Below are 25,707 nucleotides of genomic sequence, written 5' to 3'. Positions count from 1 at the left end.
TATAAGCAACTAGGATACTAACTCACGACAGCTACATTTTCAGCTACGTCCTATCCATAATAAGTTATTGCTATTTCAAACAAGGTATATAGATTATGCGTCTTTTACTGTTTGTATTATTATTTTTAAGCTTTGCATATGCGCTTGGCTTGGTATTAGCAAATAATACCGAAGTAGGGGTGAATTTACTATTTTCACAGGCCCCTGCTATGAATTTAGGGCTACTGTTGATACTTTGTCTTATACTAGGCATCGTCATTGGTATGCTACTTGCTCTATTGATGTTCCGCGTCTTACAAAATAAGTGGGAGATATCGCGCTTACAAAAGCTTAATAATAATTTACAAGAGCAAGTTACTCAGGCGAATACTGTTATCGACCGTCAAGCCAATGCGCCTACCGTAGAAGATGCTGTTTATGGCGCGACTACTGTGCGTATAGAAGATGATAACTCGCGTTTAAATAATCGCTCAAATAACGTTTATCCTACTGACTCTGCAGTACTAACGAAACGTAAGCGTGACTAAAGATAAGCAAATGCAATAGTGCTGTCAGCTTATAATTGTTTGATGAATTCAACATTAAATTTTGCTATAAAATGGTAGGTCCATGACTAACAATACATCCATCACTAATACAGTTATCCCTAACCCAGTAATGTCTCCAGTTATCGTGGCTTTAGACACTCCAACGATGGATGCGGCGTTAGCACTAGCAGATAAACTAGACCCAGCCCTATGCCGGTTAAAAGTGGGAAAAGAGCTGTTTACGCGTTCTGGACCTGCAATTGTGCAAGCATTACAACAACGCCAGTTTGAAGTATTTTTAGATTTGAAATTTCATGATATTCCTAATACGACTGCGCAAGCGGTATTGGCTGCGGCTGACTTGGGTGTTTGGATGGTTAACGTTCATGCCAGCGCTGGCTATGATGCGATGTCATTGGCAAAGCAGCGTTTAGTTGATGGTAATTATGATACATTGCTGATTGCCGTCACGGTATTAACCTCTATGAGTAGTGATATATTGCCACAGATTGGTGTTACTGGTAATTTAAATACTCAAGTTAGCCGCTTAGCAAAGCTGACTCAACAAGCCGGTCTTGATGGGGTGGTATGCTCAGCACAAGAAGCAAAAATACTGAAAGCACTCTGTGGTACTGACTTTAAATTGATAACACCAGGTATCCGTTTGCCAGAAGACAACCCTGATGATCAGCATCGTATCTGCACGCCTAAGCAGGCCTTAAATGATGGGGCTGATTACTTAGTTATTGGACGCTCAATTACTGAAGCAGATGACCCAGCCGCTAAATTAAAGAAAATATTACAAAGTATTTTATAAGAAGCTGTTTTTTAGAAGTGTCTGTTAAAGATAAGCTATTATAAGCAAACCGTCATTCTCAAATATGAAGTAAAAAAGACAACGTAGCGGTTGTCTTTTTTACTTTTTAATATCGGCTATATAAATGCTAAACTAACTGACTAATTTATATTTTATTATTATTAATATTGGATCGTATGAAATTACAAATTGTAAGTGATCTACATATCGACAGCTATGTTAGACAGTCATATTCGATGGGTCATATTCCTAAAACGGATGCGGATGTGGTTTTGGTAGCAGGGGACACCGCAAACAGCGATAGTGGGATGCCATGGCTACAAGAACAAGCTGAACGTTTACAAGTCCCAGTGATTACTGTCGCTGGAAACCATGAATATTTTAGTGAAGATGTACTGCATTTTGATAAGAAGCTGGCGATGTGGGACAACTATAGTGCAACAGCGAATACAGGCGTACGTGTCCTTCAATGTCAGCACATTGATATTGGGGAAGTACGCATACTTGGTTGTACGTTATGGACTGATTATCAGTATCAAGCGGATGAAAACACGATGGCGATTGCTAAGCGCTTTATGCGTGACTATAAGCAAATTTACGCAGGTCGTGACTTGTTCTCACCTGAGGTGTCAATACGTTTACATAACGAGCAGCGTCAATGGTTACAACAGGCTTTGATAAAATCAAAGGAGCTAGGTAAAAAAACGGTGGTGATGTGCCATCATAGTATCAGTCCATTATCAGTCTCTGAGAAATATGCCAGCTTGCCAAGTAATGCGGCCTTTGTCAGCGACTTTTCAGCATGGATGCATAAACCCTGGGCACCAATGCTGTGGGTACATGGACATACGCATGAGGCTTTTGATTATCGAATCGATAAAACTCGAGTGGTTGTTAATCCGCGTGCCTATCCGAACGAAGTAAGTAGTACCGCAATAGAATTTGCGTGGGATAAAGTTGTTGATATTGGTTAAGGTTGTTGAATTCTATGGACTAGCTAGTTTTTATAACACAAAAATCTGCCATCAATGATTTTATTAATACTAAATTCATATTTTGTTCATTCTGAACAAGAAATCTGCTACGCTAGCTACCATGAGTAAACATCCTGATTCTTTTGGTCCCAATCCGAAAGCCAAACCAATAAGAGCACATAATCCAAGCGTGCCCGCGCCTGCGCATTTACCGGATAGTATGGTATCTTCAGTCAGCCTATTGCCTACAGATAAGCGTCTAATATTATTTACTCGGCATTCACTGCGTGAGCGCTCAGATGGTAACGGTTTTGCCAGCTATCAGCTGCCACTGACACCCAAAGGCCGCGTATTGGCCAAGTCTTGGGGGCATTGGCTATCAGGTAATCTACCGTATTCTCTCGATGTTGACAGCATCTCAAGCCCGATTGGTCGCTGTATTGATACCGCACAGCTGATGCAAGAAGGTGCGGGTCTACAACGCCATATTGTCCATCAATCTTTATTGGTTGAGCCTGGGAGCTTGGTTACTGAGCCTGACATTGCTAATGCGGTATTTAAAGAGATTGGAGTCCTTAACTTCATCAATCGCTTTTTGCAGGGTAGTCTTGAGGGTACAAAAAATGCCTATCAGGGCGGGCTTGATATTTTATCATTATTTTATCAGCATCAACCGCAGCAAGGGCAATTAATGCTGGCAGTCAGTCATGACACGTTATTGTCTGCCTTTTTAGCAGTGATGCTTGATGTGGCGGAGATTGATTGGAACGATTGGCCAAAGATGATGGAAGGGGTGTTCTTATGGTTTGATGATAAACCTTTTAGGGAAACCAATGCCTATTTTGTCTGGCGGGGTGAAGTTTATATTCGTCCGGTCAGTACCTTGTTAGAAGGTTATTTTGCCGCAGGATTTCATTCTAGTAAACTACTGCTACCACCAGAGGTAAAGTGGAATTAGTTTACTTCACGTATCGCTTACTTAATGTATAGCTCCCTTGTCTTAATACAATGACGTTGCTAGTATTTTTAGAGTTATATTTTTGATGATTATTTTAACTATTTCTTAAAGTTATAGACAGATATAAAAAAACCTTGCCGCTAGGACAAGGTTTTTTTATGCGTATGGTCTAAACTAAACAAATCTTAAGCTTGTAAGCCTTTGATCGTTTTGTTCAGGCGGCTCTTACGACGAGCTGCTTTATTCTTATGAATAATACCTTTGTCAGCCATACGGTCAAGAACTGGTACCGCTTTTTTATAAGCTTCAGTTGCCGCATCATAATCTTTAGCAGCGATTGCCGCATCAACACGTTTCAAATAAGTGCGAACCATTGAGCGTTGTGATGCAGAGTTTTGACGACGTTTGGTGTTTTGACGGGCGCGTTTACGAGCTTGTGCAGTATTAGCCACGCGTATCTCCTTTATGAAAGACAGGTAAAAATAGAAAGTTGATTGCAATAAATAATGGATTGTACAATCATCGGTGACGAGCAGCCGTCTCGTCAAATATGATATCGATGCCCGATATAAATAAGTCATCGCTTGCGCCAACACTGTTTGGAATAATTAAACAGCTTCGACGTGTAAAGCCGGATATCTTAGCAAATTATTGCACTAAGGACAATATATTTGATGACCGATGCTCAAAGAAGTTAAGCTTATGACAGTAAAGATGGGCAATCTGATAAGATATCTTACAATATATTATGAATAATAGCTTTAGTTATAGCGTACCTTATATATGATATCAAATATAAAATAACTTATACGAAGACGCTTGGTTATTTTTATGACATTCTATGACTACGAAAATATGGATGGAATATGCAGCAAAAAGCAATTGTAATTGGCGCAACAGGATTGGTAGGGCAACATCTTATCAAGCAGCTAAGTGCACTTTATGATACTTTAATTGTGATTGCTCGGCGTCCGCCGCGCTATATTAATGCCAGTATGCGCTTTTATCAAGTGAACGATTTTGAGAATTTAACAGAAGTGTTTGCTAGTGTGGGCGCTGATCGGTCAACGGACGCTTTTAGTTGCCTTGGCACGACTAAAAAGCAGGCTGGTAGCGATGAAGCTTTTCGCAAAGTAGATCATGACTATAATGTTACTTTTGCAACGCTATGCCGAGATAAAGGCGTCGAGAACTTCTTTTTATTATCGTCTATGAACGCAGATATCGACAGTAGATTCTTGTATAACCGCGTAAAGGCAGAGACTGAACAGTCTATTAAGTTACTGGATTTTGTACAGTTAGTTATTTTTCGCCCGTCATTGCTATTAGGCAAGCATAAAGGTCGTCCGCTTGAGAGCATCAGCCAAAAAGCTTTTCAGCTCATATCTCCCTTAGTTTCAGAGTCGCTACCGCTGCATCCTATTTCTGCTAAGCGTGTGGCAATTGCCATGGCGATGGCCGCTCAAGATGGCTATGAGCGCCGCAAATATCATTCTGAGCCTATGCCTGCTAAAACGACTGTTATTGAAAATAAGCAGATGCTTGCGATGACGCGCGCGAAATAGTAAGATTATTTTCGATAAATAAACCGAATTATTATTAATAATAAATAAGGAGCGTCACCATGTCAGAAGCGACTACGATAAATAAAGAGAACTTTGTTACCTGTGATTTATTAGATGCCAATCCTGAGTCACAAGTTTGTCTGCCAAATATTGAAGGCAAGTCATTCTATAGCTTTGGCGGCAAAGACAGGTTTTTCGGTGAAATAGTGACCGTAAAATGTTTTGAAGACAATAGCCGCGTTAAAGAGCTGTTAAATAGTGATGGCAAAGATAAAGAGGGCAACGGTAAGGTATTGGTCGTTGATGGTGGCGGCTCGATGCGTTGTGCGCTGCTCGGTGATATGATTGCAGAGGCAGCTATTGATAACAACTGGGCTGGTGTAGTGATTTATGGTTGCGTCCGTGACGTTGATGATATGGCGCAGATGGAGCTTGGCGTCATGGCTCTTGGCTGTATCCCGCGCAAATCTAATCGCCGCGATGAAGGCCAAACTGACATTGAGATTAGCTTTGGTGATTTGACCTTGAACTCAGGTATGTTTATTTATGCCGATAATAACGGTATGATTGCAAGCGATAAGCTTCTTATATAGTAGAACGCTTAATAAGCCGGATGATTGTTGCTGAATATAAAAGTTATCTTTATAAAAAATATAATCAACCTCAGTGTATAAGCTGGGGTTTTTATATTTCATGAGATGATCAGCACTTTGGTTTTTTACTTTTCAACAGAAGTATGTCGTTGAATAAAGCGGTCACAAACCGTTACGGCATAAATTTTGGTCAATGCTCAAAATGTTCGTATAATAGCCCTCTGACTCTTAACCTTGACTCTATCTTCTATGCCTATCTCTGCTTTAACTGACGCCTTTGCCCCTATTAATCAGCAGCTATTTCCTATTCAAGACACGCAGCGACGTTGGCTTGCGCCTGTGCATGGCGCTGTAAGCAGTTTATGGCTGGCAAGTTTAGTCAATGCACCCATTTGGGATGTGGCCAATCGGCTAAAAGTTGTCGTTGCGCACGATCAAAACCAGCTCAATCAAATGGAAACCGAATTGGCATTCTGCGGGGTCGATGCTTATGTGTTTCCTGATTGGGAAACGTTAACTTATGATGAGCTATCGCCGCATCAGGATATTGTTAGTGAGCGCATTAACTTGCTCACTGATATGCCAACTTCAGGTGTCTTGCTAATTTCAGTTCAAGCCTTGATGCACCGCGTTGCGCCGCCCAGTTGGCTGATAGGTCAGCACTTTGATTTAAGTGTCGGGGATAGGTTTGATATCAACACTCAGCGTGAGCTATTGGCAAAGGCTGGTTATCGTGCTGTTGACAATGTATTTGAGCCGGGTGAGTTTGCGGTACGCGGTAGTATTGTAGACATTTTTGCGGTGGGACAGCCGTTTCCACTGCGTTTAGACTTATTCGATGATGAAATTGAGACCATCCGCTTTTTTCACCCGCAGACTCAGCGTACGTTGACCGAAGACGACCTTAAAAACATGCTGTCAGGCAATGACACTAGCATGGGCAAAGAGCCGTTATCGCTACTACATAAGCTGCCAGATATCTCTAAGCCTATTCAACAGTTTCAGATATTACCTGCCAAAGAGTTCCCATTAGAAGAAGGCAAAGAGACTTTTAGGATGAACTTTGCTGCTATGTTCCCACATACCAGTAGCCGTAAATTTGAGTTGTATAAAGATGTTATGGCTGGGATTGCCAGTAGCGGTCTTGAATATTATCAGCCGCTATTTTTTGACTCAGAGGCTTGGGTGCAGGACAGTAGTCTGTTTGCTTATTTTCCTAGTGATGCATTATTCATCACTGATGAGCTGATTAGCGAGCGCCAAGCTGATTATTGGTCACAAATTCAGCGCCGTTATGAAGAGCGCCGACACGATGTTGATAAGCCTATCGTCGCGCCTGAATTGTTGTACTTATTATCCAATACTTTAAACGAGCATCTAAATAACTATCCGAGAGTCATTTTAAGTGATCGTAATGAGATGGCCTTAGCAACCAGTCAGACGCAAGGTTTAGTGACTTTAAGTGCGCAAGTGCCACCGCAGCTGTCGGTTAACCATCAAAAAGCGGAGCCATTAGCAGAGCTATTGGAGTTTTTACTACTGCAAGCGCAAACGGGCACGCCAGTATTGATCGTCGCTGAAACCGCTGGTCGGCGTGAGATTTTAATTGAGCTGTTCAAAGGCAAGATTGATATTAAGGCTTATGCCAGCTTCAAAGAGTTTCTGGCAGCAGATAAGAGTAGCGTTACGCAGAATGGTCGTCCGCATGTCGGGCTGACTGTCGCTGCTATCGAGCGCGGGGTTTATATCCCTGAACGTTTGGTGATGATTAGTGAGACTCAGCTGTTTGGTCGGCAAGTGCTACAAACGCGCCGGCGGCGGCAGAGTGGGGTCTCAGAAGAGTTTCTAGTTAAGAGTGTTACTGAGATTACCGAGGGCAGTCCAGTCGTCCATATTGAGCATGGTATTGGTCGCTATAATGGGTTAATTATCTTAGATGTGGGTGATGGTGAGCAGGAATTTATTCATCTCAAATATGCCGATGATGCCAGTATTTATGTGCCCGTTGCTAATCTGCAAATGATTAGCCGCTATAGTGGCGGCGATCCGGCATTGGCACCGCTACATAAAATCGGTAGCGGTAAGTGGGACAAAGCCAAACAAAAAGCTATGGAACAAATCCATGACGTTGCTGCTGAGCTGCTTAATATCCAAGCACGACGCGCTGCAAAAGTGGGTATCCATTTCAAAATTGATATCCCTCAATATGAGCTGTTTGCCAGTCAGTTTGAATTTGAGGAAACGCCAGATCAGGCCAATGCTATTCATGCCGTGATGCATGATATGAAGCAAAATCAGCCGATGGATCGCCTGATTTGCGGTGATGTGGGTTTTGGTAAGACTGAAGTTGCGATGCGCGCCGCCTTTATTGCGGTAAATGCGGGCTATCAAGTCGCCATCTTAGTGCCGACCACTTTGCTGGCAGGACAGCATGAAGATAATTTCTTAGACCGTTTTGCAGATTGGCCGATACGGGTTGAAACCTTATCGCGCTTTGGCGGTAAAAAGCATCAGCAAATGGTGTTGACTGATCTTGCAGACGGCAAAGTTGATATTGTTATCGGCACTCATAAACTGCTACAACCGGATGTTAAGTTTGCCAATTTAGGCTTGATGATTGTCGATGAAGAGCACCGTTTTGGCGTTCGTCATAAAGAGCGCATCAAAGCCATTCAGACTGATGTCGATAGCATGTCAATGACGGCGACGCCTATTCCGCGCACCCTTAATATGGCATTATCGGGTATGCGCGATATGTCTATTATCGCAACCCCGCCAGCTCGTCGTCTATCAATTAAAACTTTCGTGATGCAAAAAACAGATGCCTTGATGAAAGAAGCTATTTTGCGTGAATTATTACGCGGTGGGCAAGTGTATCTGCTACATAATGATGTTGCCAGTATTGAGCGTATGGCGGAAACTATCCGCGAACTAGTGCCCGAAGCACGAGTTGGGGTGGCACATGGACAGATGCAGGAGCGCCAGCTTGAACAAGTGATGCAGCAGTATTATCATAAAAAATTCAACGTGCTGATTTGTTCGACCATTATTGAAACTGGTATTGATGTACCTAATGCCAATACTATTATTATTGAGCGTGCAGATAAGTTTGGATTGGCGCAATTACATCAGCTGCGTGGTCGGGTAGGGCGCAGTCATCATCAAGCTTATTGCTACTTGCTAGTACCATCGATTAAAGGTTTAAAAGGTGATGCAAAGCGCCGTCTACATGCCATTGAGCGCGCTAATACTTTAGGTGCGGGCTTTATGCTGGCCAGTGAAGATTTAGAGATTCGCGGTGCTGGCGAGTTATTGGGTAAGCAGCAAAGTGGTAATATGCAAGCGATTGGCTTTAGCTTATATATGGATCTGCTAGAGCGCGCTACCAAGGCAATTAAAGCCGGTAAAGAGCCTGATCTTAACACGCCACTATCACTCACGAGTGAGATCAACTTACATAGCTCGGCGCTTATTCCTGAAGAGTATGTGCATGACGTTCATCAGCGCTTATTATTTTATAAGCGTATCGGTAATGCTAACGATCGAGAGATGCTGATTGATATCCGTACTGAGATGATAGATCGCTTTGGGATACTGCCTGCTCAAACCAAGCAGCTGTTTGCCGTTCATGAGCTACGTCTACAAGCTGAACCTTTGAAGATTAATAAAATCGATGCCGGTACCAGCAGCATGACGTTAGAGTTTGCCCCTGATACGCCCGTTGATGCTTTAGCGATTATTAAATTGATTCAATCAGATGGTCAGCGTTATCGTATGAACGGTGCGTCTGGCATTCGCTATAGCGACGCTGATAAGCTGATGACTGCCCAGCAACGAGTCACTGCCGTGCAAGAGCTGTTACGCTATTTTAGTCAGCATCTGATTATAGAGGCAGCATAGCTCATCGTGGTTTAACTGTTCAAATAGCTCGCCATATCTATCCATTACCTAAAAAGAGATGGCGCTATTTTATCATGTGGATACCTGATAAAATAACGCCAGCATCTATTTTATATACGTCTGACTTAACTTTATTAAAGCCCTATAACAAGAGAAACCGTCATTATGTTCCAATTGCATCCTAAGCTTGCCGCTGATAGTTTTTTGGTGGGTGATTTTCCATTATCAACCTGCCGCCTCATTAATGATTGTCAGTTTCCTTGGTTGATTTTAGTGCCGCGCGTCTCCGGTATTAAAGAGTTATATGAGCTATCTGAGTCTGATCAAGCGCAGTTCTTACGGGAATCAAGCTGGTTATCAAGCCAACTTGCTAAGACTTTTCAGGCGGATAAAATGAACGTTGCCGCGCTGGGCAACCAAGTATCACAGCTACATTTCCATCATATTGTCCGCTATCAAAATGATATGCAGTGGCCAAATCCAGTATGGGGTGTCCCAGCTTTGCCTTATAGCCAAGAAATATTGGCACAAATGCAGCAAACGCTAATGATGGCATTACGCGGTCATCATCAAATGCCCTTTGATTGGCAGATGTAGTTGAGAGCAACTGTCCGTACTAATTATAAGCAACTATAGCTGGGTATTCAGCTATCTCTACTTTTTAAATATATAACATCACTTAACTGTGTCATTATTAAAAATGAGCGCTAGGTGGTGTTTTTTAGTTATCAGTGTGTATGTTCTGAGTTCTGAAGTGTTGAGTTTTTAGAATATTTTTCAGCGCAGTACTCTTCAAGTAACTGCAGGGTTACTATCAAAGAATGCTCATTAATATATCACTACTGTGCGGTACTCAATCGCGCCAACCTTCTTTTTTCTCTCTTGTCTAAGCGGACGCCTAGAATGCCTTTTTTACACAAATTAACAGCCTTAACGAAATCAAAGGATGGTGGCATCGGTCGCTTCGATTACCCTGAAGCCTTTGTAATTCTTTCTGCTGTTGCATTAGTCGTCTTGCACTTTGAGTTTAGTCCAGCGTCTATGGCGCTATGGGCTATCGTTAGTCTGCCAAGTGTGATGATTATAGGTTATAACTATTATCGGCAGCCAAGCTTCTGGACATCAAATATCATAGTGATTTTGTTGTCCAGCGTTATTGGCGCTTTACAGTTTTGTGCGGTAATAGCACTCAGTTTGGCATTGTTGATTGGCATTCGAATCATTGTTAGTGCTTCTGAAAACCGTATTAAGCTTGTCATGGTATCTGTCGTTACTATGGCGATGTTCTATTTTGTCAGTGTCACTTTAAACGGCGCAAATATGAGCTGTAATGAAGGCTTTTTACCACTGGCGATAATGCTGGCAAGTATCTTGGCCGTTCTGTGGCAGTTTTGGAATATGTATCATCAGTATCTCAGCTATGATAAAGCGACTAAGCAAGCGTCAGGACGGCTAAATACAATGGTGTCAGTCATTAATAAATTAACCCGTTTTGTGCCGCTGCAAGTTTGGCAACCGATTGTAAAGACAGATAGTGCCGTGATTGTGTCCAATAAGCGTGCAAAGCTGACTATTATGTTCTCAGACATTGTTGGCTTTACGGAGCTGTCTGATAGCTTAAGCGCGGATAATCTTGCTGATATTCTCAATACTTATATGCACGATATGACTTTGATTGCTAATAAACACGGTGCGGTACTTGATAAGTTTATTGGTGACGGTATGGTATGCTTTTTTGGCGAGCCTAACAGTCGTGGTATGCGTCAAGATGCGCTTGACTGCGTGGCAATGGCGATTGATATGCGCCGTGAAATGCGTACGCTACGGCAAAAATGGCGACTGATGGGCTTTGAAGGATTGTATGTGCGTATCGGTATTACTACGGGCTACTGTCATGTCGGTAACTTTGGCAGCAATAATCGTCTTAGCTACACGCTTATTGGCAAAGAGGCTAATTTAGCTGCTCGGCTTGAGGGCGTTGCTGGTAAAGGTGAGATACTCATCAGTCAGAGGACTTATGATTATATTTCTCATGATTACGAATGTGAGTATGCTGGTACTTTTACGTTAAAAGGATTTGAGAATAAAATTACTGCATGGCAAGTACTTGATCCTGATGCTAATAAGGGACAGCTGTCTAAATGGGTTGATCATACCTTGCCAGGCTTTAATCTGCATTTAAACTTTAAAGATATGAAAAACTACGATTATCAAGAGATTAAAAGTCGCTTGAACTTTGCGCTTGAGCGTCTTGAAAAAGAAGAGAAACTTGAGACGGTGCCAAATGTGCAGCAGAATAATAGTAGCATCGATAATAAGTTGTAGTGGGGTGTATTGAGTTATAGTAAGTCAGTGTAAAATATACAAACAAAAAAGCCCGTCACAATAATGAGGGGCTTTTTGATATTAGGTCGAAAACCAATAGTTAAGAGTTTATAAACAGTCGTTATTAATGATTTTCTTTCGCATGGTTCAAAGTGTATTTAGGTATCTCGATGGTTAAATCTTCATCTGCTACCATAACTTGACATGATAACCGTGAGTCAACCTCAAGGCCCCAAGCGCGATCTAGTAAATCTGCTTCTATATCGTCCATTTCCTCTAAACCGTTGAAGCCTTTACGCACCACCACATGACAGGTGGTACAGGCTTTTGACATCTCGCAGGCATGTTCAATTTTTATACCTTTTTCTACTAGGGCTTTACATAAGTTGCTACCAGCTTCTAGCTCAACTACAGCGCCTTCAGGGCAGATTTCGTGATGGGGTAGTACAGTAATCTTTGCCATGGTGAATTCATCCAGTGCTAATCAGTTCAAAAAGTTTAATATCTAAAAGATATAAGAGGTCTTCTATTTAGCAGTTACGCTATTATTCTTAATGGTTACCAGTCTTGAGCGCTAGTGCCTGCCATACTGGTTTTGACACTTTGATCCATAATGCGTGCAGCAAAGGCATCACTAGATGGCTTGAGCTTGGCCTTCTGAGCGTCAATAACCGTTAGGTTATTAGAGCTTATAGCAACTTGCATCTGCTCCATTTCTGTAGTTAACCTCTGCTGTTCACCTGCGGTCAATAAGGCTGAAAAATCAACAAGGGCAGACTTTAATGCGAGTAATTCGCGCTCAACCTCTACTTTAGTTTCAATCAAAGATCGGGTATTCTTATCTTCTTCAGCGTGCTGGAATCCCGCGATAAGTAGTTGCTCTTTTTGTTCATCGGATAACCCATAAGCAGGCTTAATCTCAATTTGACTTTCAGTACCCGTCGTCGTTTCTTGCGCACTAACCGTCAGTTGGCCATTGGCATCAATACTAAACGTCACTTCAATTCGGCCAAACCCAGCTTTCATAGGCGGAATACCATACAGCTCAAAGCGTCCTAGCGAGCGGCAGTTATCCACTGTTTCACGCTCACCTTGTACCACGTGAATAACCATACCAGTTTGACCGTCTTGATAAGTGGTAAATACTTGGCGCTTTTTAACTGGAATAGGGGTGTTACGGGCAATGAGTACTTCAACCAAGCCGCCCATGGTTTCAAGTCCAAGTGAGAGCGGTGTTACATCAAGCAACAGCAGATTATTATTGCTATCACCATTGACCAATTGATGTGCCGTTTGCGCCGCACCTAAGGCCACTACTTCATCAGGATTTAGGCTACATAAAGGCTGTTTGGCAAAAAATTCTGTTACTACTTGCTGAACAGCAGGCATTCTGGTTGAACCCCCGACTAAGATAACCTCATCCAAATCTTGGGTCGTTAATTTAGCGTCACGTAATACTTGTTCGCAGACACTAAGCGTGCGGCGACTGACTGGATCAGCGATTTTAAGCAAGTCTTCGCGGCTTAATAGACCTTGGAAAGACTGCTCATTAACAACAATATCAATATTAACCTGTTCGACATCCGTTAGAGCTTGCTTGTAGCTTTTGGCTTGCTGCGCCAATACTGATTTGTCATGTAAACTGACGTCAGATGGTGCAATATCGAGCTGCTTTATCAGCCAATTGGTTAGTAATCGGTCAATATCATCACCGCCCAACGCACTGTTACCACCCGTTGCTAGTACTTCAAACACACCATCGGTGAGCTTTAAGATTGATACATCAAACGTGCCGCCGCCCAAATCATAAATAAGATAATAGCTTTGTGCTTGATCGCTATCTTTTTGCTGACTGGTTTCTTTATTAGATTTATCTAAACCATAAGCGACTGCGGCAGCAGTTGGCTCATTAAGTAAGCGTAATACCTTAATGCCAGCAGCTTCGGCAGCATCTTTGGTCGCTTGACGTTGTGCTTCATCAAAATAAGCCGGCACGGTAATGACTGCACCTTCAATGCTGTCTTGAGGCAGAGCACTTATTGCTCGCTGCTTGAGCGCCGCTAGAATACGCGCTGATACTTCAACCGGTGATACGTCACCTTGCGCTGTTACAAAGGCGGGCATTGCATCAGCCTCACCACTTAACTCATAAGGATGAGAGAATTTAATATCACTTTGGCTGCGGCCCATAAAGCGTTTGGCAGAGATAATGGTATTTTTTGGGTCATCAGATAAATGAGCTAAAGCTTCAGAACCAACAAGCGGCGTGCCTGAGCTGGGATAATAGACTACTGATGGCAATAAAGTATCTGTATTTGTGTCTGCCTCTAAGACCTGCGATTTGCCTGACCTTACTACCGCTACCAACGAGCGTGTCGTACCGAGGTCGATACCAATACCGAAACGATGCTGGTGAGGCTGGGTACTTTGATTGGGTTCAGCAATTTGCAATAAAGACATAGGACAACTCAGAGATAAAATGAATAAGAAGTATTTAACAAAGATAGAGGGACGCACAAATATTAATAAACGCAACAGCCAATAAGTTAATAGCTCATCCAAGCTATTAACTTATTAATATAATAAGTTAATAGCGATATAAGTAAGCTTTTATTATCTGCGTCTACAGTGATAGATTATACGATATTGTGATTATCATTTTAACCCTCATTATTAGTCTAATTATTAGTATTGGCTTAACTTAACACCTAGCCGACACTAGACATATAGGTCATCATCATCGGACTGTTCAATATTCGCAACATCATCAAGCCCAGTAGTAATGTCAGCATCAAGTTTGACTAAGAACTTTAGTTTTTGCGTCGCATCAATAGCGGTTTCCCATTCTTTATTTTGATAGGCAGTTATAAAGCGCGTAGATTGAATGGTTAGACGCTCAATAATCTTTGGATGCATCTGCTGTAGGGTGGGACGCTCTTTATCGTTAATAGCTTCGTCTAAGTCAATGCGCATTTGCATTGCATCTTCTAAAAAGTCTAAATCAGCGATTGATTGTTCGACATTTTGTGCTTGTCCTGCCATATCAAGTAGGTAGCTTGCACGGCTATCGGGAGCGCTTAGAGTCTGGTAACCCTGATTAATAAGGGCAGATGCTTGTTCTGAATGCTGTTGGGCTTTAGCAGTATCAGTAAGGTTTTTTGCGACATTATCAGGATGATAGCGTTTTTGCAAAACCCGCAGACGTTGATCGAGACTGTCTTGCAGCAGCTCGAATTGCACAGGTTGCTCAAACAAAGTAAAGAAGTTGTCAAACTGCGCCTCTGGGGTGCTATCAATCATATTATCTGTCATAGCATACGCCTTACATTCTGATTTTTATTGTTATTAATGGTTTGAGAGTGTTGATTGACAAGCCAACGTTATCGGTAAGCTATGAGTATAATCGGTTCTAGCCTACTTTACTTATAAAGAAATAGTGTCACTATCAAAGGTTTTGGAGTTGTAAAAATACTTATACGGTAAAAGATTCACCGCAACCACATTCGCCTTTTTGGTTTGGATTAGTAAACTTAAAGCCTTCGTTTAAGCCTTCTTTTTCGTAGTCCATTAATAAGCCGTCTAAATAAACCAAGCTTTTAGGATCTATAAAGATACTCACGTCACGACTGTCGTAGCGGGTATCATTTTCATCAGGCACATCGACAAACTCTAAAACATAGGCTAAGCCTGAACAGCCTGCTGTCCGTATACCTACACGAATTCCTGCCCCTTTGCCACGATTGTCCAAAAAGTCTCGGACATGCTTAGCGGCGCGTTCTGTCATTTCAATCATGCCAACTCCTATTGATTGTTAATTAGCTGTCAAATATAAGCACTAGCAAAACTGGAAAATAAAAGGTGACAATTGCATAAGCGTTATTGTCACCTCCGTTTTGCTAAATAGTATTAAGCATTTTTAACACTTGGTATTGTTTAAAAAACGACGCCTGTGTTAAGCAACTTAACTGGTTGCTACTTCTGCAGTTGCAGCGGTGGTCTTGCCACGATAGTCGCTAATAGCGGCTTTAATGGCGTCTTCTGCCAATACAGAGCAATGTACTTTTACTGGAGGTAACGCAAGCTCCTCAGCAATATCACTATTTTTAATTTCGCCAGCTTGATCCAAACTTTTGCCTTTGAGCCACTCAGTTACTAGTGAGCTTGAAGCAATCGCTGAACCACAACCGTAAGTTTTAAAGCGTGCATCTTCAATGATACCATTATCATCAACTTGAATTTGCAAACGCATCACATCACCACACGCTGGGGCACCGACCATACCGGTACCAACGTTTTTGGCATTTTTATCAAGGTTGCCAACGTTGCGTGGGTTTTCGTAATGATCGATAACTTGGTCACTATAGGCCATGAGTCTTCTCCTAGTTAGGATGATGAGTGCTTGTTCTATACTCATCGATAATTGGGGTCAAACACTTAAGGTATAATTGTCTGATTGATAATATAATTGTTATATCGTACTTTAAGCGGTTATAATTTTTGCTATTTTATTTTAGAACTAAGTCTTTAACAAAATAGCTTTTAACTTTAATACTAGTTAGTCTAAATATTGGCACTCAAGTTTTAGTGCTCAGCCCATTCTACTGAATCTAAATCAACGCCGTCTTGATACATATCCCAAAGTGGCGATAGGGCGCGCAATTTGTCAACGGCTTCGTGCATTTGTTTGATGACAGTATTGATATCTTCTTCAGTGGTATAACGACCGAAGCTGAAGCGAATTGAGCTGTGTGCCAATTCATCTGGGCGACCAATAGCGCGTAGCACATATGATGGCTCAAGAGTGGCTGACGTACAGGCTGAACCTGATGATACAGCTAAGTCCTTTAGCGACATCATTAGCGACTCACCTTCGACGAAGTTGAAGCTAATGTTTACGATATTAGGAACACTATGCTCAAGATCACCGTTTAGATAAATTTCTTCGATATCTTGCAGACCGTCCCATAGCTTTTGACGTAATTTTGCAGCATGGGCATTGTCTTGCTCGTAGCTGTCATTTGCGAGCTTAAATGCAGCACCTAGACCAACAATTTGATGAGTCGGTAAGGTGCCTGAGCGCATACCACGCTCGTGTCCACCGCCATGTTGCTCGGCTTTTAGACGGATACGAGGCTTACGGCGTACGAATAGTGCACCAATACCTTTAGGACCATAAGCTTTATGGCCTGAAAAACTCATTAAATCAACTTTAGTCTTTTCGATGTCAATCTCAATTTTACCAACTGCTTGTGCCGCGTCAACGTGGAATATAACACCAGCTGTGCGAGTAATCTCACCAATAGCATCGATATCTGTCAAAGTACCCAGCTCATTATTGACGACCATCAGTGATACTAAAATAGTATCTTCACGCAAGGCATCTTTTACTTGTTCTGGTAAAATTAGACCGGTGCTAGCTTGTGGCTGCAGATAGGTAATCTCAAAGCCTTCTTGCTCAAGCTCGCGGCAAGTATCAAGTACGGCTTTATGTTCAATTTGACTGGTGATAATGTGTTTACCACGGGTCTGGTAAAAATGCGCTGCGCCTTTAATAGCTAAGTTGTCAGACTCTGTGGCACCAGACGTAAAAACAATTTCACGTGGATCGGCGTTAATCACATCAGCAACTTGCTCGCGTGCAGTCTCAACCGCTTCTTCAGCCTGCCAACCGTAGCCATGAGAGCGTGATGCTGGGTTACCAAAGATGCCATCTACTGTCAAATATTCACTCATCTTGGCAGCGACCGACTTGGCAACTGGGGTAGTGGCGGCATAATCTAAGTATATAAGGTTGTTATGTTGACTCATGCTGGGTTTGCCTCGCTGGTCGATAAAGTAATAGTAGTGATTTCTTTTATTGAAGGAAGGTGCTGGCGCTCTGATATGAACTGCACATTTTCCATATTTAATAATTGTGCTAGTGTAATGTTTTTCAAGTACTGTTCGATATGATTGGACAGCGCACACCATAAATCATGTGTTAGGCACATTGTGCCACCTTGGCAGTCACCGCGTCCTTCACATTGCATAGCCTCAATCGACTCATCAACTGCTGAGATGATACTCATCACATCAATTTGATCCAGTGGCTTTGCTAGACGATAACCACCTGCTGCACCACGAATACTGGTTACGAGCCCCCGCTTACGCAGTTTTGAGAACAATTGCTCGAGATAAGATATTGAAATAGATTGTCGTTTAGCAATATCGGATAGAGAGACGGCGCTGTCGTGTTGGCTGGTTTGCAAAGCTAAATCTAGCAATGCAGTCACTGCATATCTGCCTCGAGTGGTTAAGCGCATAAAATGTCTCCAAACTGATTAGTGATAAACCAAGAATAAGAAAAATATTCAGTAAATATTTAAATTGGTATGTGCTGTGATAAAGTCATTATACTCAATCCCGACTAAATTAGTCAAGATTGAAATGATGTTAAATGGTTAATCTACTTGAATACCATTATTGATAAAAACAATCACGCAAAGTTAGGTTAAAACAAATCTATTTAAAGTCAAAAATAAATGCTGCTTAGTGTTAAAAGTTGAGGCGTCTATAGCTATTAAATTACAGCTATTAATTCATAAGCAAGGCAATGATAGCGCCAATTGCAATAACAGTCGTAATGATAGCTGTAATCATAAACACCTTTTGCTTACTATGTAACTCTTTGACAGTCGTTTCAAGCTCGCGGTTCTTAATAGTTAGGGTGTTAATCTGTGTTTGCTGCTCAGTAATACGTAATTTGTAATTGTTCTTTTTTTCTTCTGTTTCTGTCTCATCAGATTTGGACTTATTTTTCCCGCCTTTAAACTTTTTAACAACGCTTTGGATTAAGCTACCTATGCCCATTTGCATAATGAACTGCTTAACCAGTTGTACTTGAATGACATCTCCACGCATTTGCAATTTCTCAGTGGATTCAGTGTCATGAGTAGTAATGGCATTTAATACCTGAATACTATAAGCATTGATAATGACATCAGGCTCACTACGACCAGCAGGTAAGTTAGCGTCTAAAAGTACCCCTTTATAACTGAAAGTTGCATAAACTTGCACATGCGGCATATACATTCTTATGCAAACGACAGTACCTTGTTTGGCAAGCGGATAAGCCGCTTTGCGTAGCTCTGGGTCTAGGCGTAGCAGCAGCGTTAATGCTGACTCAATGAACACCAGAATGATATTGAGAAGAGAGTGAGACAACGTAGAACGCTTCATGTAGATAATCCGTTTTTATTAGGCAGATGTAAGTTAAGTGAAAAAGAACTCAAAAATGATTCCTAGCAGTGAAAAATGTCAGTGTGACAAGGTTTTAGATATAACTATTACCGTTTTGAGTATAGCAATTGTGTAGAGTAGCTATAATACCCCTATCATAAAAAGTAACGCTTGCATCTGTCAGTTAGCAAATTGTTGCGCTGACAAAAATGCGTACTGAGTACAGTTAATAATATTGGCAGCCACATCTCAATAAAATAGGCAAATGCCAAAATAAAAGCGAGTTGCAGGGGTTTTGCGTAATGTTAAGTGTCAAATACGTAGTATAGACCACGTAAAAGTGTAAAATCGCTTGCACTCCTTATGTAGCCTTGATATAAAGGCGTTAATAATGTGTGACTCGCAGATATATGCGTCAAAAGTTAGATGCAGGCGTCGAAAGTTGTTTTTATTGCTTAAATTATATGAGAGCGATACAATACTTGGCGTTAGCGTCTATTATAGCCCTTAAACTTGAAGGATTTTTTATGAATAAGTCAGAATTAATTGATAGCATCGCAGAAAAAAGCGGTTTAAACAAAACCCAAGCTGGTGATTCTCTAAATGCCGTTATGGAAAGCATTGGCGAAGCTCTAGAAGCTGGCGAAAGTATCTCATTAGTTGGTTTTGGTACTTTTAGCGTAAAAGACCGTAAAGCACGTACTGGCCGCAACCCTAAAACAGGTGAAGAGCTTGACATTCCAGCCAGTAAAGTTCCAAGCTTTAAAGCAGGTAAAAACTTAAAAGAACGTTTAAACTAAACTACTATTTGCTTGTTAGTGATTAAAGTAGTGAAAAAAGCACCTTAATATTGGGTGCTTTTTTTTACATAAAATTTATTCAGTAGATAGTGTGAATATTTTGAGTCTCAACTAGAATTCACGTATCATAGGGCGCGTACGGTTATCTTGCTAAAACAAGCCGTGTCCGACTTTTACAAAAAACTGACGTCCCCACCTTGCCATTGTCCACCCTGAGAGCAGTCATCGCTATTAGTCTCTATTACTAAAAGCTTCTAGTGCTAATAGTATTGCAATGGTTTTTTATCAATATAGGTTAATAAAGCAGAAATAATTATGGATAAATTGCGCGATTTTTTAAAAAGCTGGCCTGGTCGCATTTTATTGATCTTATGCCTATCGCCGCTTGCGCTACTTGGTATTGAGAGCTACTTCCAAAGTGGTATCGATCCCAACCGAATCGCTCAGGTAGGTGAGGCAAGCGTGGGATTGTCAGAGTATCAAACGGCAGTCAACAGTCGGCGCGCGGAAATCTTAGATCAACTCGATGATGCTAGCTTATTGAATGAAGATGTCCTGCATGAGCAAGTATTAAAAGGTTTAATTGATCGAACCTTGCTTGAACAGCAAGCTGGCAAGCTTGGCATGACGGTATCGGACGATACCATTAATCGTCTACTGCGCCAAGAAGATATCTTTAAAGATGAGAACGGTGGTTTTTCTAACGAACAGTTTGCCAACTTCTTGCGCCAGCGTGGGATGAATAAAGAGCAGCTGTTTGCAGAATTTCGCAATCAGTTAAGTCTTGATCAACTTAATGCCAGTATCGTTAGTACCGCGATTTATCCGATGAAATCAGTCAATCAGCTGATCGACTTACAGCTAGAGTCGCGCAAAGTTTGGTTGCATCGCTTTAATTGGCAGGACTATCAACAACAAGTAAAATTGACCAATACTGATTTAAAAACTTACTATGATGCCAATAAAGAGACGCTAAAAAGTGAGGCTATGGTTGATTTAGCTTATATTGAGCTGAATCCTGCGACTATTAAAGTCGATGCAGTCACTACTGAGGACATACAGCAGCAGTATGAAGGCTTCAAGCAAGGCCTCGCTGTCGTCGATGAGCGCAAGATCAGCCAAATCCTATTGACCGGTAAAGATGCCAAAATACAAGCGGATAAAATAAAAGCACGCTTAACTAAAGGGGAGTCTTTTGCCGCCATTGCTAAAAAAGAATCGGACGATCCTTCAGGCACCAGTGGCGGTGCGATTGGTACCTTTAACCCGTCCGTATTTGGTAATGACGCTACCGCAGTTGAAAAAGCATTAAACGGTCTGAAGGTTGGTGACGTTACTGCACCGATTAAAACCAGCTTTGGTTATCAGATATTCACCGTGACTGAAGATAATGGCAGTAAAGTGCCTAGTCTAGAGAGCATGCGTGCGGAGCTTACGGCAAAAGCGAAAGAGTATAAGCGTCAATCCGTTTATGCTGATAAAGTCACTGCGATTAATGACTTAGCGGCCGATGGCTTTAGTATTGCAGATATTGCTCAGCAAGAGAGCTTACCGCTAAAACGTCTGAAAGATTATCGTAAAGAAAATAATACCTCAGTCCTTGCGCAACCAGCAGTGATTAAGCAAGCTTTTGATGAATTCACCATTCAAGATCAAGCGGTCACTACCGGTATTGAGATTGGCGAGGGTATGGCTTGGGTACAACCCAGTAATTATCGTCCTACTAAAACTTTGACCTTAGCAGCTGCTACGCCACTAATTACCCAGACCTTACGTCAGCAAAAAGCCAGTGCCTTAGCGCTGAAAGATGCTAAGAAAGTGGCTGCCAGTATCAAAACGGCTGCTGATATTGGTAAGCAAGCAGTAAGCTTTCAAGCTTTGGGTGAGGTCAATCGCCAAACGCCACTATTAAGCGATAAAGAGCGTAGCTTGGCATTTAGTAAGCAAGCAGCAGCTAATGGTATTGTAGCGCTGGCTAGTCAAAGTGAGATGGGCGCGACCGTAATAGTCGGCGATACAATCAAAACTCAGCAGCAGTCACAACTGTCTGCCTTAGAAAAATCGCAAACGGCAGCCATTATCCGTGATAACTTAGGCCAAGATCAGCTACAAGATTATTTAGATTATCTACGTCTGCTGTATAAAGTTGAGATTAATGAGGCTAATATGGCAGGGGCACGCGGTCGTTAATCTTTGCTAAAGTTGAATAAAATGACATTAAAAAAGCCACTATTATCAATAGTGGCTTTTTTAATGTACAATTCTAGAACATAGCTTTCATAAACAGTTTTGAGTAATTATTTATGGTTTAAACTATCATAAATATTAATGGCGGAAATGACGCATACCAGTGAATACCATAGCGATACCATGCTCATTAGCAGCAGCAATCGTCTCATCATCACGCATTGAGCCACCCGGTTGAATAATTGCAGAAATGCCAACTTCTGCAGCATTATCAATACCATCACGGAATGGGAAGAAGGCGTCAGATGCCATTACCGCACCTTCAGTGATCAGACCAGCATGTTCGGCTTTAATAGCAGCAATACGTGCTGAATTTACGCGGCTCATTTGACCGGCACCCACGCCAATAGTGCGCTGATTTTTACCATAGACAATCGCATTAGATTTGACGTACTTAGCCACTGCCCAGGTGAATAATAGGTCAGCAATCTGTGCTTCTGTAGGCTGAATATCAGTGACGATTTTTAAGTCACTGGCACCAATAATACCCACATCTTGCTCTTGTACTAATAGACCACCATTAACGCGTTTATAGTCTAGCTGAGTCAAGCGATCGGTAGGTGCTGGCAGCTCACCGCAAATTAAGACCCGTACGTTTTTCTTACTGGCCGTCGCTTCTAATACACCATCTTCTAAACTTGGCGCAATAATAACTTCTACAAACTGATTCTCGATAATAGCTTTGGCAGCAGCGACGGTCAGTTGACGGTTAAAGGCAATAATACCGCCAAATGAGGACTCAGGATCGGTACTAAAAGCCGTACGGTAAGCCGCAACTTGGTCATTATCAATAGCAACGCCGCATGGATTGGCATGTTTTACAATCACGCAAGCGGGCGCGCTAAAGGCTTTCACACATTCAAGTGCGGCATCAGTATCAGCAATATTGTTATAAGATAAGGCTTTACCTTGTAGCTGCTCAGCCGTCGCAATAGACGCTTGCTCGGCTTGTTTAAAGTGACTTTCAATATAAAAAGCGGCTTTTTGATGCGGGTTTTCGCCGTAACGCAAGTCTTGTACTTTATCGAGCTGTAAGTTCAAGGTGCGTGAAAAGTCTTCTGGTTGCTGGGTCTCATTTACACGGCTACCTAAGAAATTAGCAATCATACCGTCATATTGCGCGGTATGCTCAAATGCTTTAACGGCCAAGTCATAACGCAAAGATGAGCTGAGCTCAGTGCCGTCACCTAAGGCCGTTAAGACACGCTCGTAATCGGCAGGGTTGGTAACAATACCGACATGGGCATGGTTTTTGGCCGCTGCTCGCACCATAGTAGGGCCACCGATATCAATATTTTCAATCGCGTCATTCATCGTGACGTCAGCGCGCGCGATAGTCTCAGCAAACGGATATAGGTTAACCACTACTAAATCAATGCGCTCAATAGCATGGTCGCTCATGACGGCATCATCAGTACCACGGCGTCCCAAAATACCGCCATGAATTTTAGGATGCAGGGTCTTAACGCGGCCATCCATCATCTCTGGAAAGCCGGTGTAATCTGATACTTCAGTGACTGCAACGTCATGTTCTTTGAGCAGACGATAAGTCCCGCCGGTAGACAATAAGCCAAATCCTGAAACAATTAAGCCTTGAGCAAATTCAACAATACCTGATTTATCTGAGACTGAAAGCAGTGCAAGTGGTGTGGTACCCATAAAATCTATTCCATAAAAAAGCCCAACGTAAGCGTCTGGCAAAATAGTAATGACAATTATAATCATGATACTGTGTCGTCATGAATTGCCGCGCACAATTTAAATTATAAGCATAAGCATAAGCATAATAAGGATTGGGAACCGCCATCATAAAACATTTGACCATTTTACACAAAATTCTACGCCGCTTTATAACAAATAACACTAGGACATTAAATTATAAGTCTTAAGCTTTTTGCGCAAGGTGCCACGATTGAGGCCTAGTATTTGTGCGCATTTGGTCTGATTGCCACGGGTTTGCTCAAGAATGACCGTTAGTAGCGGTAATTCAACCTCTTTTAAAATTAGGGCATATAAGTCCGTAGGTAACTCATCACCTAACGCAGCAAAATACTCTCGTACCACGCGCTCAACGTGCATCCGCAGCGGTTCTTGAGAATTGTCCACTGGAATAGAGTGCACGCTATTGTCGCCAATCTCAGTAGTCTGATCTAGTAATGGGATTGTCGATTGTTGAAATTCTGAGTGATGAAAATGCTCGGCATTGCCGCGATTATTTTTGAGGTCAGAGCTGTGGGCAAAACGGTTGGCAGGAAGTCTGGTCTGGTGTGCCATAAGGTGATGTCCTTAAAAGTTACGGCTGAAAGTAATGCTTATAACTATTGTATGATTATAAATAAATGAGAGTGACATGAATGAAATAACTCAATGCGATAACTTTTTGCTTTAGAGTGATTAGTTAACTATTAATAAATAGGAATAATCTGCACGTCACTAATCTGATTGGTAGCCACAGGGATAGTAAACATTACAGACTTACTACGCTCAGCGGCGAGCTGGTTTTCGGTACTTAGCAGATAATCTGCAGGTTGCGCAATAAACTCACCAATGATGGCGTTGCTACCATAAATGCTCACTTTAAGATTGGGGAGTAGTTGCGACTGCGGGCTTTCATTAATTAAATCAGCTTGAACATCACTAAAGGTAGCTGCCGACTTTACTTTACTTGGTCTGTAAGCAAGTTTTTTGATATTAAGCGCAGTAATATCGGCATGCGGTAAACTACAAGCGGCGCTAGAACAGATAGTTTGCAGTCGTGCCGCAACTGTAGGGTTTTTAACTAGATTATCTAGATTAAAAATAACATATTGTGCTATTAATAACAGGGCTAGTACCAAGCAGCCAGCAGCCCATAATCCGGTTGCTATAGAGTTCTGAGTAGAAGTTGGCGATAATTGCACTCGGGCCTTAATGTTGTTATCACGTACTTGGTCGGTGTTTTCTTCCTCGTCAGGACCTACTCCCAAATCGGTGAGTAGCTGCGACAAATCAGTATCGTCTTGTTCACTTACGGCCGAGCTATCTAAGCCGTTCTGTTCTTTTAAGAGCGTTTCAAGCCAAGCATTTTCGTTGATATCACTACCGTCACTAGCCGCGACCCTAGCATGAATATCATTGGCAATAGCTGAACTTATTGATTTTTCAGCAGTCCGTTGGTGGTTATTAGCATTGGGAGTGCTTGAACGTTCGGCATTCGCATTTGATCTAAGTGAAGTAACTGTCGGTATTATGGGCTGTAAATGTGTTGTATTGATATCTGCAAGTGAATCGGCGTTATTGTCTGAGCTGGTTGATTCAGTAGTATTGTAGTTATTCAAAGATGAGGCATCCACTTGGGTTAGCCAAGCGTCCATCTCATCAAGCGAGTCATACTCTGTAAGAGCCTCAGAAGGTTCATCAATTTCCATATCATCATGAATAAGGATATTAGCGTCTAAGTTTACATCTTTTTCTTTAGAGCTGGTTGAGGGTTGAGCGTTACTGTTTATTGCACTTTTTTTACTAAGAAAGATTTTTTTCTCATTCTCTTTCTGCGTAACATCATGTGCCTGCTTGTTCGCATGCGTTATTTTATTAGGCGTTAATGCTTGGTTTTCGGCTGAGACCAGCAGGTGTTCATTCACTAAGAATATATGCTGACAACGATTACAGCGCCCTTTGGTATCAGCTCGATTTAATTGCGCGCGCGGCAGCTTAAAAGAAGCCTGACAATGTGGGCACTGCGTTTTTATAACCGTGGTCATAGATTGACATCCAAAAATACTCGGCAGTTAAGCCACTCTT

Annotated in this window: 23 protein-coding genes; 11 read left to right on the top strand and 12 right to left on the bottom strand. The window is 41.9% G+C overall.

Annotated features, from left to right (window positions below):
• The first annotated feature begins 95 nt into the window (after positions 1-95).
• From ES754_RS04590 to ES754_RS04575, 4 genes are all read left to right on the top strand, one after another.
• A complete protein-coding gene (locus ES754_RS04590) occupies positions 96-527 on the top strand; it encodes a lipopolysaccharide assembly protein LapA domain-containing protein (protein ID WP_147222454.1) in 432 nt (143 codons plus the stop codon).
• Between the two features lie 82 nt (positions 528-609).
• Positions 610-1,344 (top strand): orotidine-5'-phosphate decarboxylase, encoded by a 735-nt coding sequence (pyrF, locus tag ES754_RS04585; RefSeq protein ID WP_420825326.1) that lies wholly within the window; start codon positions 610-612, stop codon positions 1,342-1,344.
• Between the two features lie 176 nt (positions 1,345-1,520).
• Entirely contained in the window at positions 1,521-2,318 is a 798-nt protein-coding gene (locus ES754_RS04580) for a metallophosphoesterase (protein ID WP_147222452.1), read from the top strand.
• Positions 2,319-2,439: 121 nt separating this feature from the next.
• Complete coding sequence (locus ES754_RS04575) at positions 2,440-3,276, top strand: histidine phosphatase family protein (protein ID WP_147222450.1); 837 nt, start codon at positions 2,440-2,442, stop codon at positions 3,274-3,276.
• A 185-nt stretch (positions 3,277-3,461) separates the two neighbouring features.
• On the opposite strand, the gene rpsT is transcribed toward ES754_RS04575, so the two are convergent.
• The gene (rpsT, locus tag ES754_RS04570) at positions 3,462-3,728 is read right to left on the bottom strand and encodes a 30S ribosomal protein S20 (protein ID WP_010200097.1); all 267 of its coding nucleotides are present in this window, start codon (positions 3,726-3,728) and stop codon (positions 3,462-3,464) included.
• 414 nt (positions 3,729-4,142) lie between these two features.
• On the opposite strand from rpsT, the gene ES754_RS04565 reads away from it, so the two are divergent.
• The 5 genes from ES754_RS04565 (at position 4,143) to ES754_RS04545 (ending at position 11,659) form a co-directional block, all read left to right on the top strand.
• Entirely contained in the window at positions 4,143-4,841 is a 699-nt protein-coding gene (locus tag ES754_RS04565) for an NAD-dependent epimerase/dehydratase family protein (protein ID WP_147222448.1), read from the top strand.
• 59 nt (positions 4,842-4,900) lie between these two features.
• Positions 4,901-5,434, top strand: a complete 534-nt coding sequence (gene rraA / locus ES754_RS04560) for a ribonuclease E activity regulator RraA (protein ID WP_147222446.1) — start codon at positions 4,901-4,903, stop codon at positions 5,432-5,434.
• A 249-nt stretch (positions 5,435-5,683) separates the two neighbouring features.
• A complete protein-coding gene (mfd, locus tag ES754_RS04555; protein WP_147222444.1) occupies positions 5,684-9,334 on the top strand; it encodes a transcription-repair coupling factor in 3,651 nt (1,216 codons plus the stop codon).
• A 165-nt stretch (positions 9,335-9,499) separates the two neighbouring features.
• Positions 9,500-9,931, top strand: a complete 432-nt coding sequence (locus tag ES754_RS04550; protein ID WP_147222442.1) for an HIT domain-containing protein — start codon at positions 9,500-9,502, stop codon at positions 9,929-9,931.
• Between the two features lie 306 nt (positions 9,932-10,237).
• On the top strand, positions 10,238-11,659 hold the full coding sequence (locus ES754_RS04545; RefSeq protein WP_201538783.1) for an adenylate/guanylate cyclase domain-containing protein: 1,422 nt from the start codon (positions 10,238-10,240) through the stop codon (positions 11,657-11,659).
• Between the two features lie 124 nt (positions 11,660-11,783).
• On the opposite strand, the gene fdx is transcribed toward ES754_RS04545, so the two are convergent.
• The 8 genes from fdx to ES754_RS04505 all read right to left on the bottom strand — a co-directional run bounded on the left by fdx (position 11,784) and on the right by ES754_RS04505 (position 18,877).
• Positions 11,784-12,122 (bottom strand): ISC system 2Fe-2S type ferredoxin, encoded by a 339-nt coding sequence (gene fdx, locus ES754_RS04540; protein WP_147222440.1) that lies wholly within the window; start codon positions 12,120-12,122, stop codon positions 11,784-11,786.
• Between the two features lie 95 nt (positions 12,123-12,217).
• Positions 12,218-14,119 carry a Fe-S protein assembly chaperone HscA gene (hscA, locus tag ES754_RS04535; RefSeq protein WP_147222439.1) on the bottom strand — a complete coding sequence of 634 codons (1,902 nt, stop codon included), beginning with the start codon at positions 14,117-14,119 and terminating at the stop codon, positions 12,218-12,220.
• A gap of 258 nt (positions 14,120-14,377) precedes the next feature.
• Complete coding sequence (hscB, locus tag ES754_RS04530) at positions 14,378-14,971, bottom strand: Fe-S protein assembly co-chaperone HscB (protein ID WP_147222437.1); 594 nt, start codon at positions 14,969-14,971, stop codon at positions 14,378-14,380.
• Positions 14,972-15,131: 160 nt separating this feature from the next.
• On the bottom strand, positions 15,132-15,452 hold the full coding sequence (iscA, locus tag ES754_RS04525; RefSeq protein WP_147222435.1) for an iron-sulfur cluster assembly protein IscA: 321 nt from the start codon (positions 15,450-15,452) through the stop codon (positions 15,132-15,134).
• Between the two features lie 168 nt (positions 15,453-15,620).
• Positions 15,621-16,028 carry a Fe-S cluster assembly scaffold IscU gene (gene iscU / locus ES754_RS04520; protein WP_147222433.1) on the bottom strand — a complete coding sequence of 136 codons (408 nt, stop codon included), beginning with the start codon at positions 16,026-16,028 and terminating at the stop codon, positions 15,621-15,623.
• A gap of 212 nt (positions 16,029-16,240) precedes the next feature.
• Positions 16,241-17,467, bottom strand: coding sequence for an IscS subfamily cysteine desulfurase (locus tag ES754_RS04515; protein WP_147222431.1), 1,227 nt, complete (start codon positions 17,465-17,467; stop codon positions 16,241-16,243).
• Positions 17,464-17,961: an Rrf2 family transcriptional regulator gene (locus ES754_RS04510; RefSeq protein ID WP_147222429.1), complete on the bottom strand. Its 498-nt coding sequence runs from the start codon at positions 17,959-17,961 to the stop codon at positions 17,464-17,466. Before ES754_RS04510 ends, ES754_RS04515 begins: the two co-directional genes overlap by 4 nt.
• Positions 17,962-18,232: 271 nt before the next feature.
• Positions 18,233-18,877, bottom strand: coding sequence for a hypothetical protein (locus tag ES754_RS04505; protein WP_147222427.1), 645 nt, complete (start codon positions 18,875-18,877; stop codon positions 18,233-18,235).
• A gap of 527 nt (positions 18,878-19,404) precedes the next feature.
• Here ES754_RS04505 and ES754_RS04500 point away from each other — a divergent pair.
• Both ES754_RS04500 and ES754_RS04495 read left to right on the top strand, forming a co-directional pair.
• Positions 19,405-19,677, top strand: a complete 273-nt coding sequence (locus ES754_RS04500; RefSeq protein ID WP_147222425.1) for an HU family DNA-binding protein — start codon at positions 19,405-19,407, stop codon at positions 19,675-19,677.
• A gap of 315 nt (positions 19,678-19,992) precedes the next feature.
• Complete coding sequence (locus tag ES754_RS04495; RefSeq protein WP_147222423.1) at positions 19,993-21,867, top strand: SurA N-terminal domain-containing protein; 1,875 nt, start codon at positions 19,993-19,995, stop codon at positions 21,865-21,867.
• A gap of 135 nt (positions 21,868-22,002) precedes the next feature.
• Here the strand turns inward: ES754_RS04495 and purH are convergent, their stop codons facing one another.
• From purH to ES754_RS04480, 3 genes are all read right to left on the bottom strand, one after another.
• Positions 22,003-23,583, bottom strand: a complete 1,581-nt coding sequence (purH, locus tag ES754_RS04490) for a bifunctional phosphoribosylaminoimidazolecarboxamide formyltransferase/IMP cyclohydrolase (RefSeq protein WP_147222421.1) — start codon at positions 23,581-23,583, stop codon at positions 22,003-22,005.
• Between the two features lie 204 nt (positions 23,584-23,787).
• Complete coding sequence (locus ES754_RS04485; RefSeq protein WP_147223293.1) at positions 23,788-24,003, bottom strand: helix-turn-helix domain-containing protein; 216 nt, start codon at positions 24,001-24,003, stop codon at positions 23,788-23,790.
• A 326-nt stretch (positions 24,004-24,329) separates the two neighbouring features.
• Entirely contained in the window at positions 24,330-25,667 is a 1,338-nt protein-coding gene (locus tag ES754_RS04480; protein ID WP_147222419.1) for a zinc-ribbon and DUF3426 domain-containing protein, read from the bottom strand.
• Positions 25,668-25,707 lie beyond the last annotated feature (40 nt).

Source organism: Psychrobacter frigidicola (assembly GCF_007997305.1).
Taxonomy (GTDB): domain Bacteria; phylum Pseudomonadota; class Gammaproteobacteria; order Pseudomonadales; family Moraxellaceae; genus Psychrobacter; species Psychrobacter frigidicola.
This window is presented reverse-complemented; position numbering and strand designations above follow the sequence as displayed.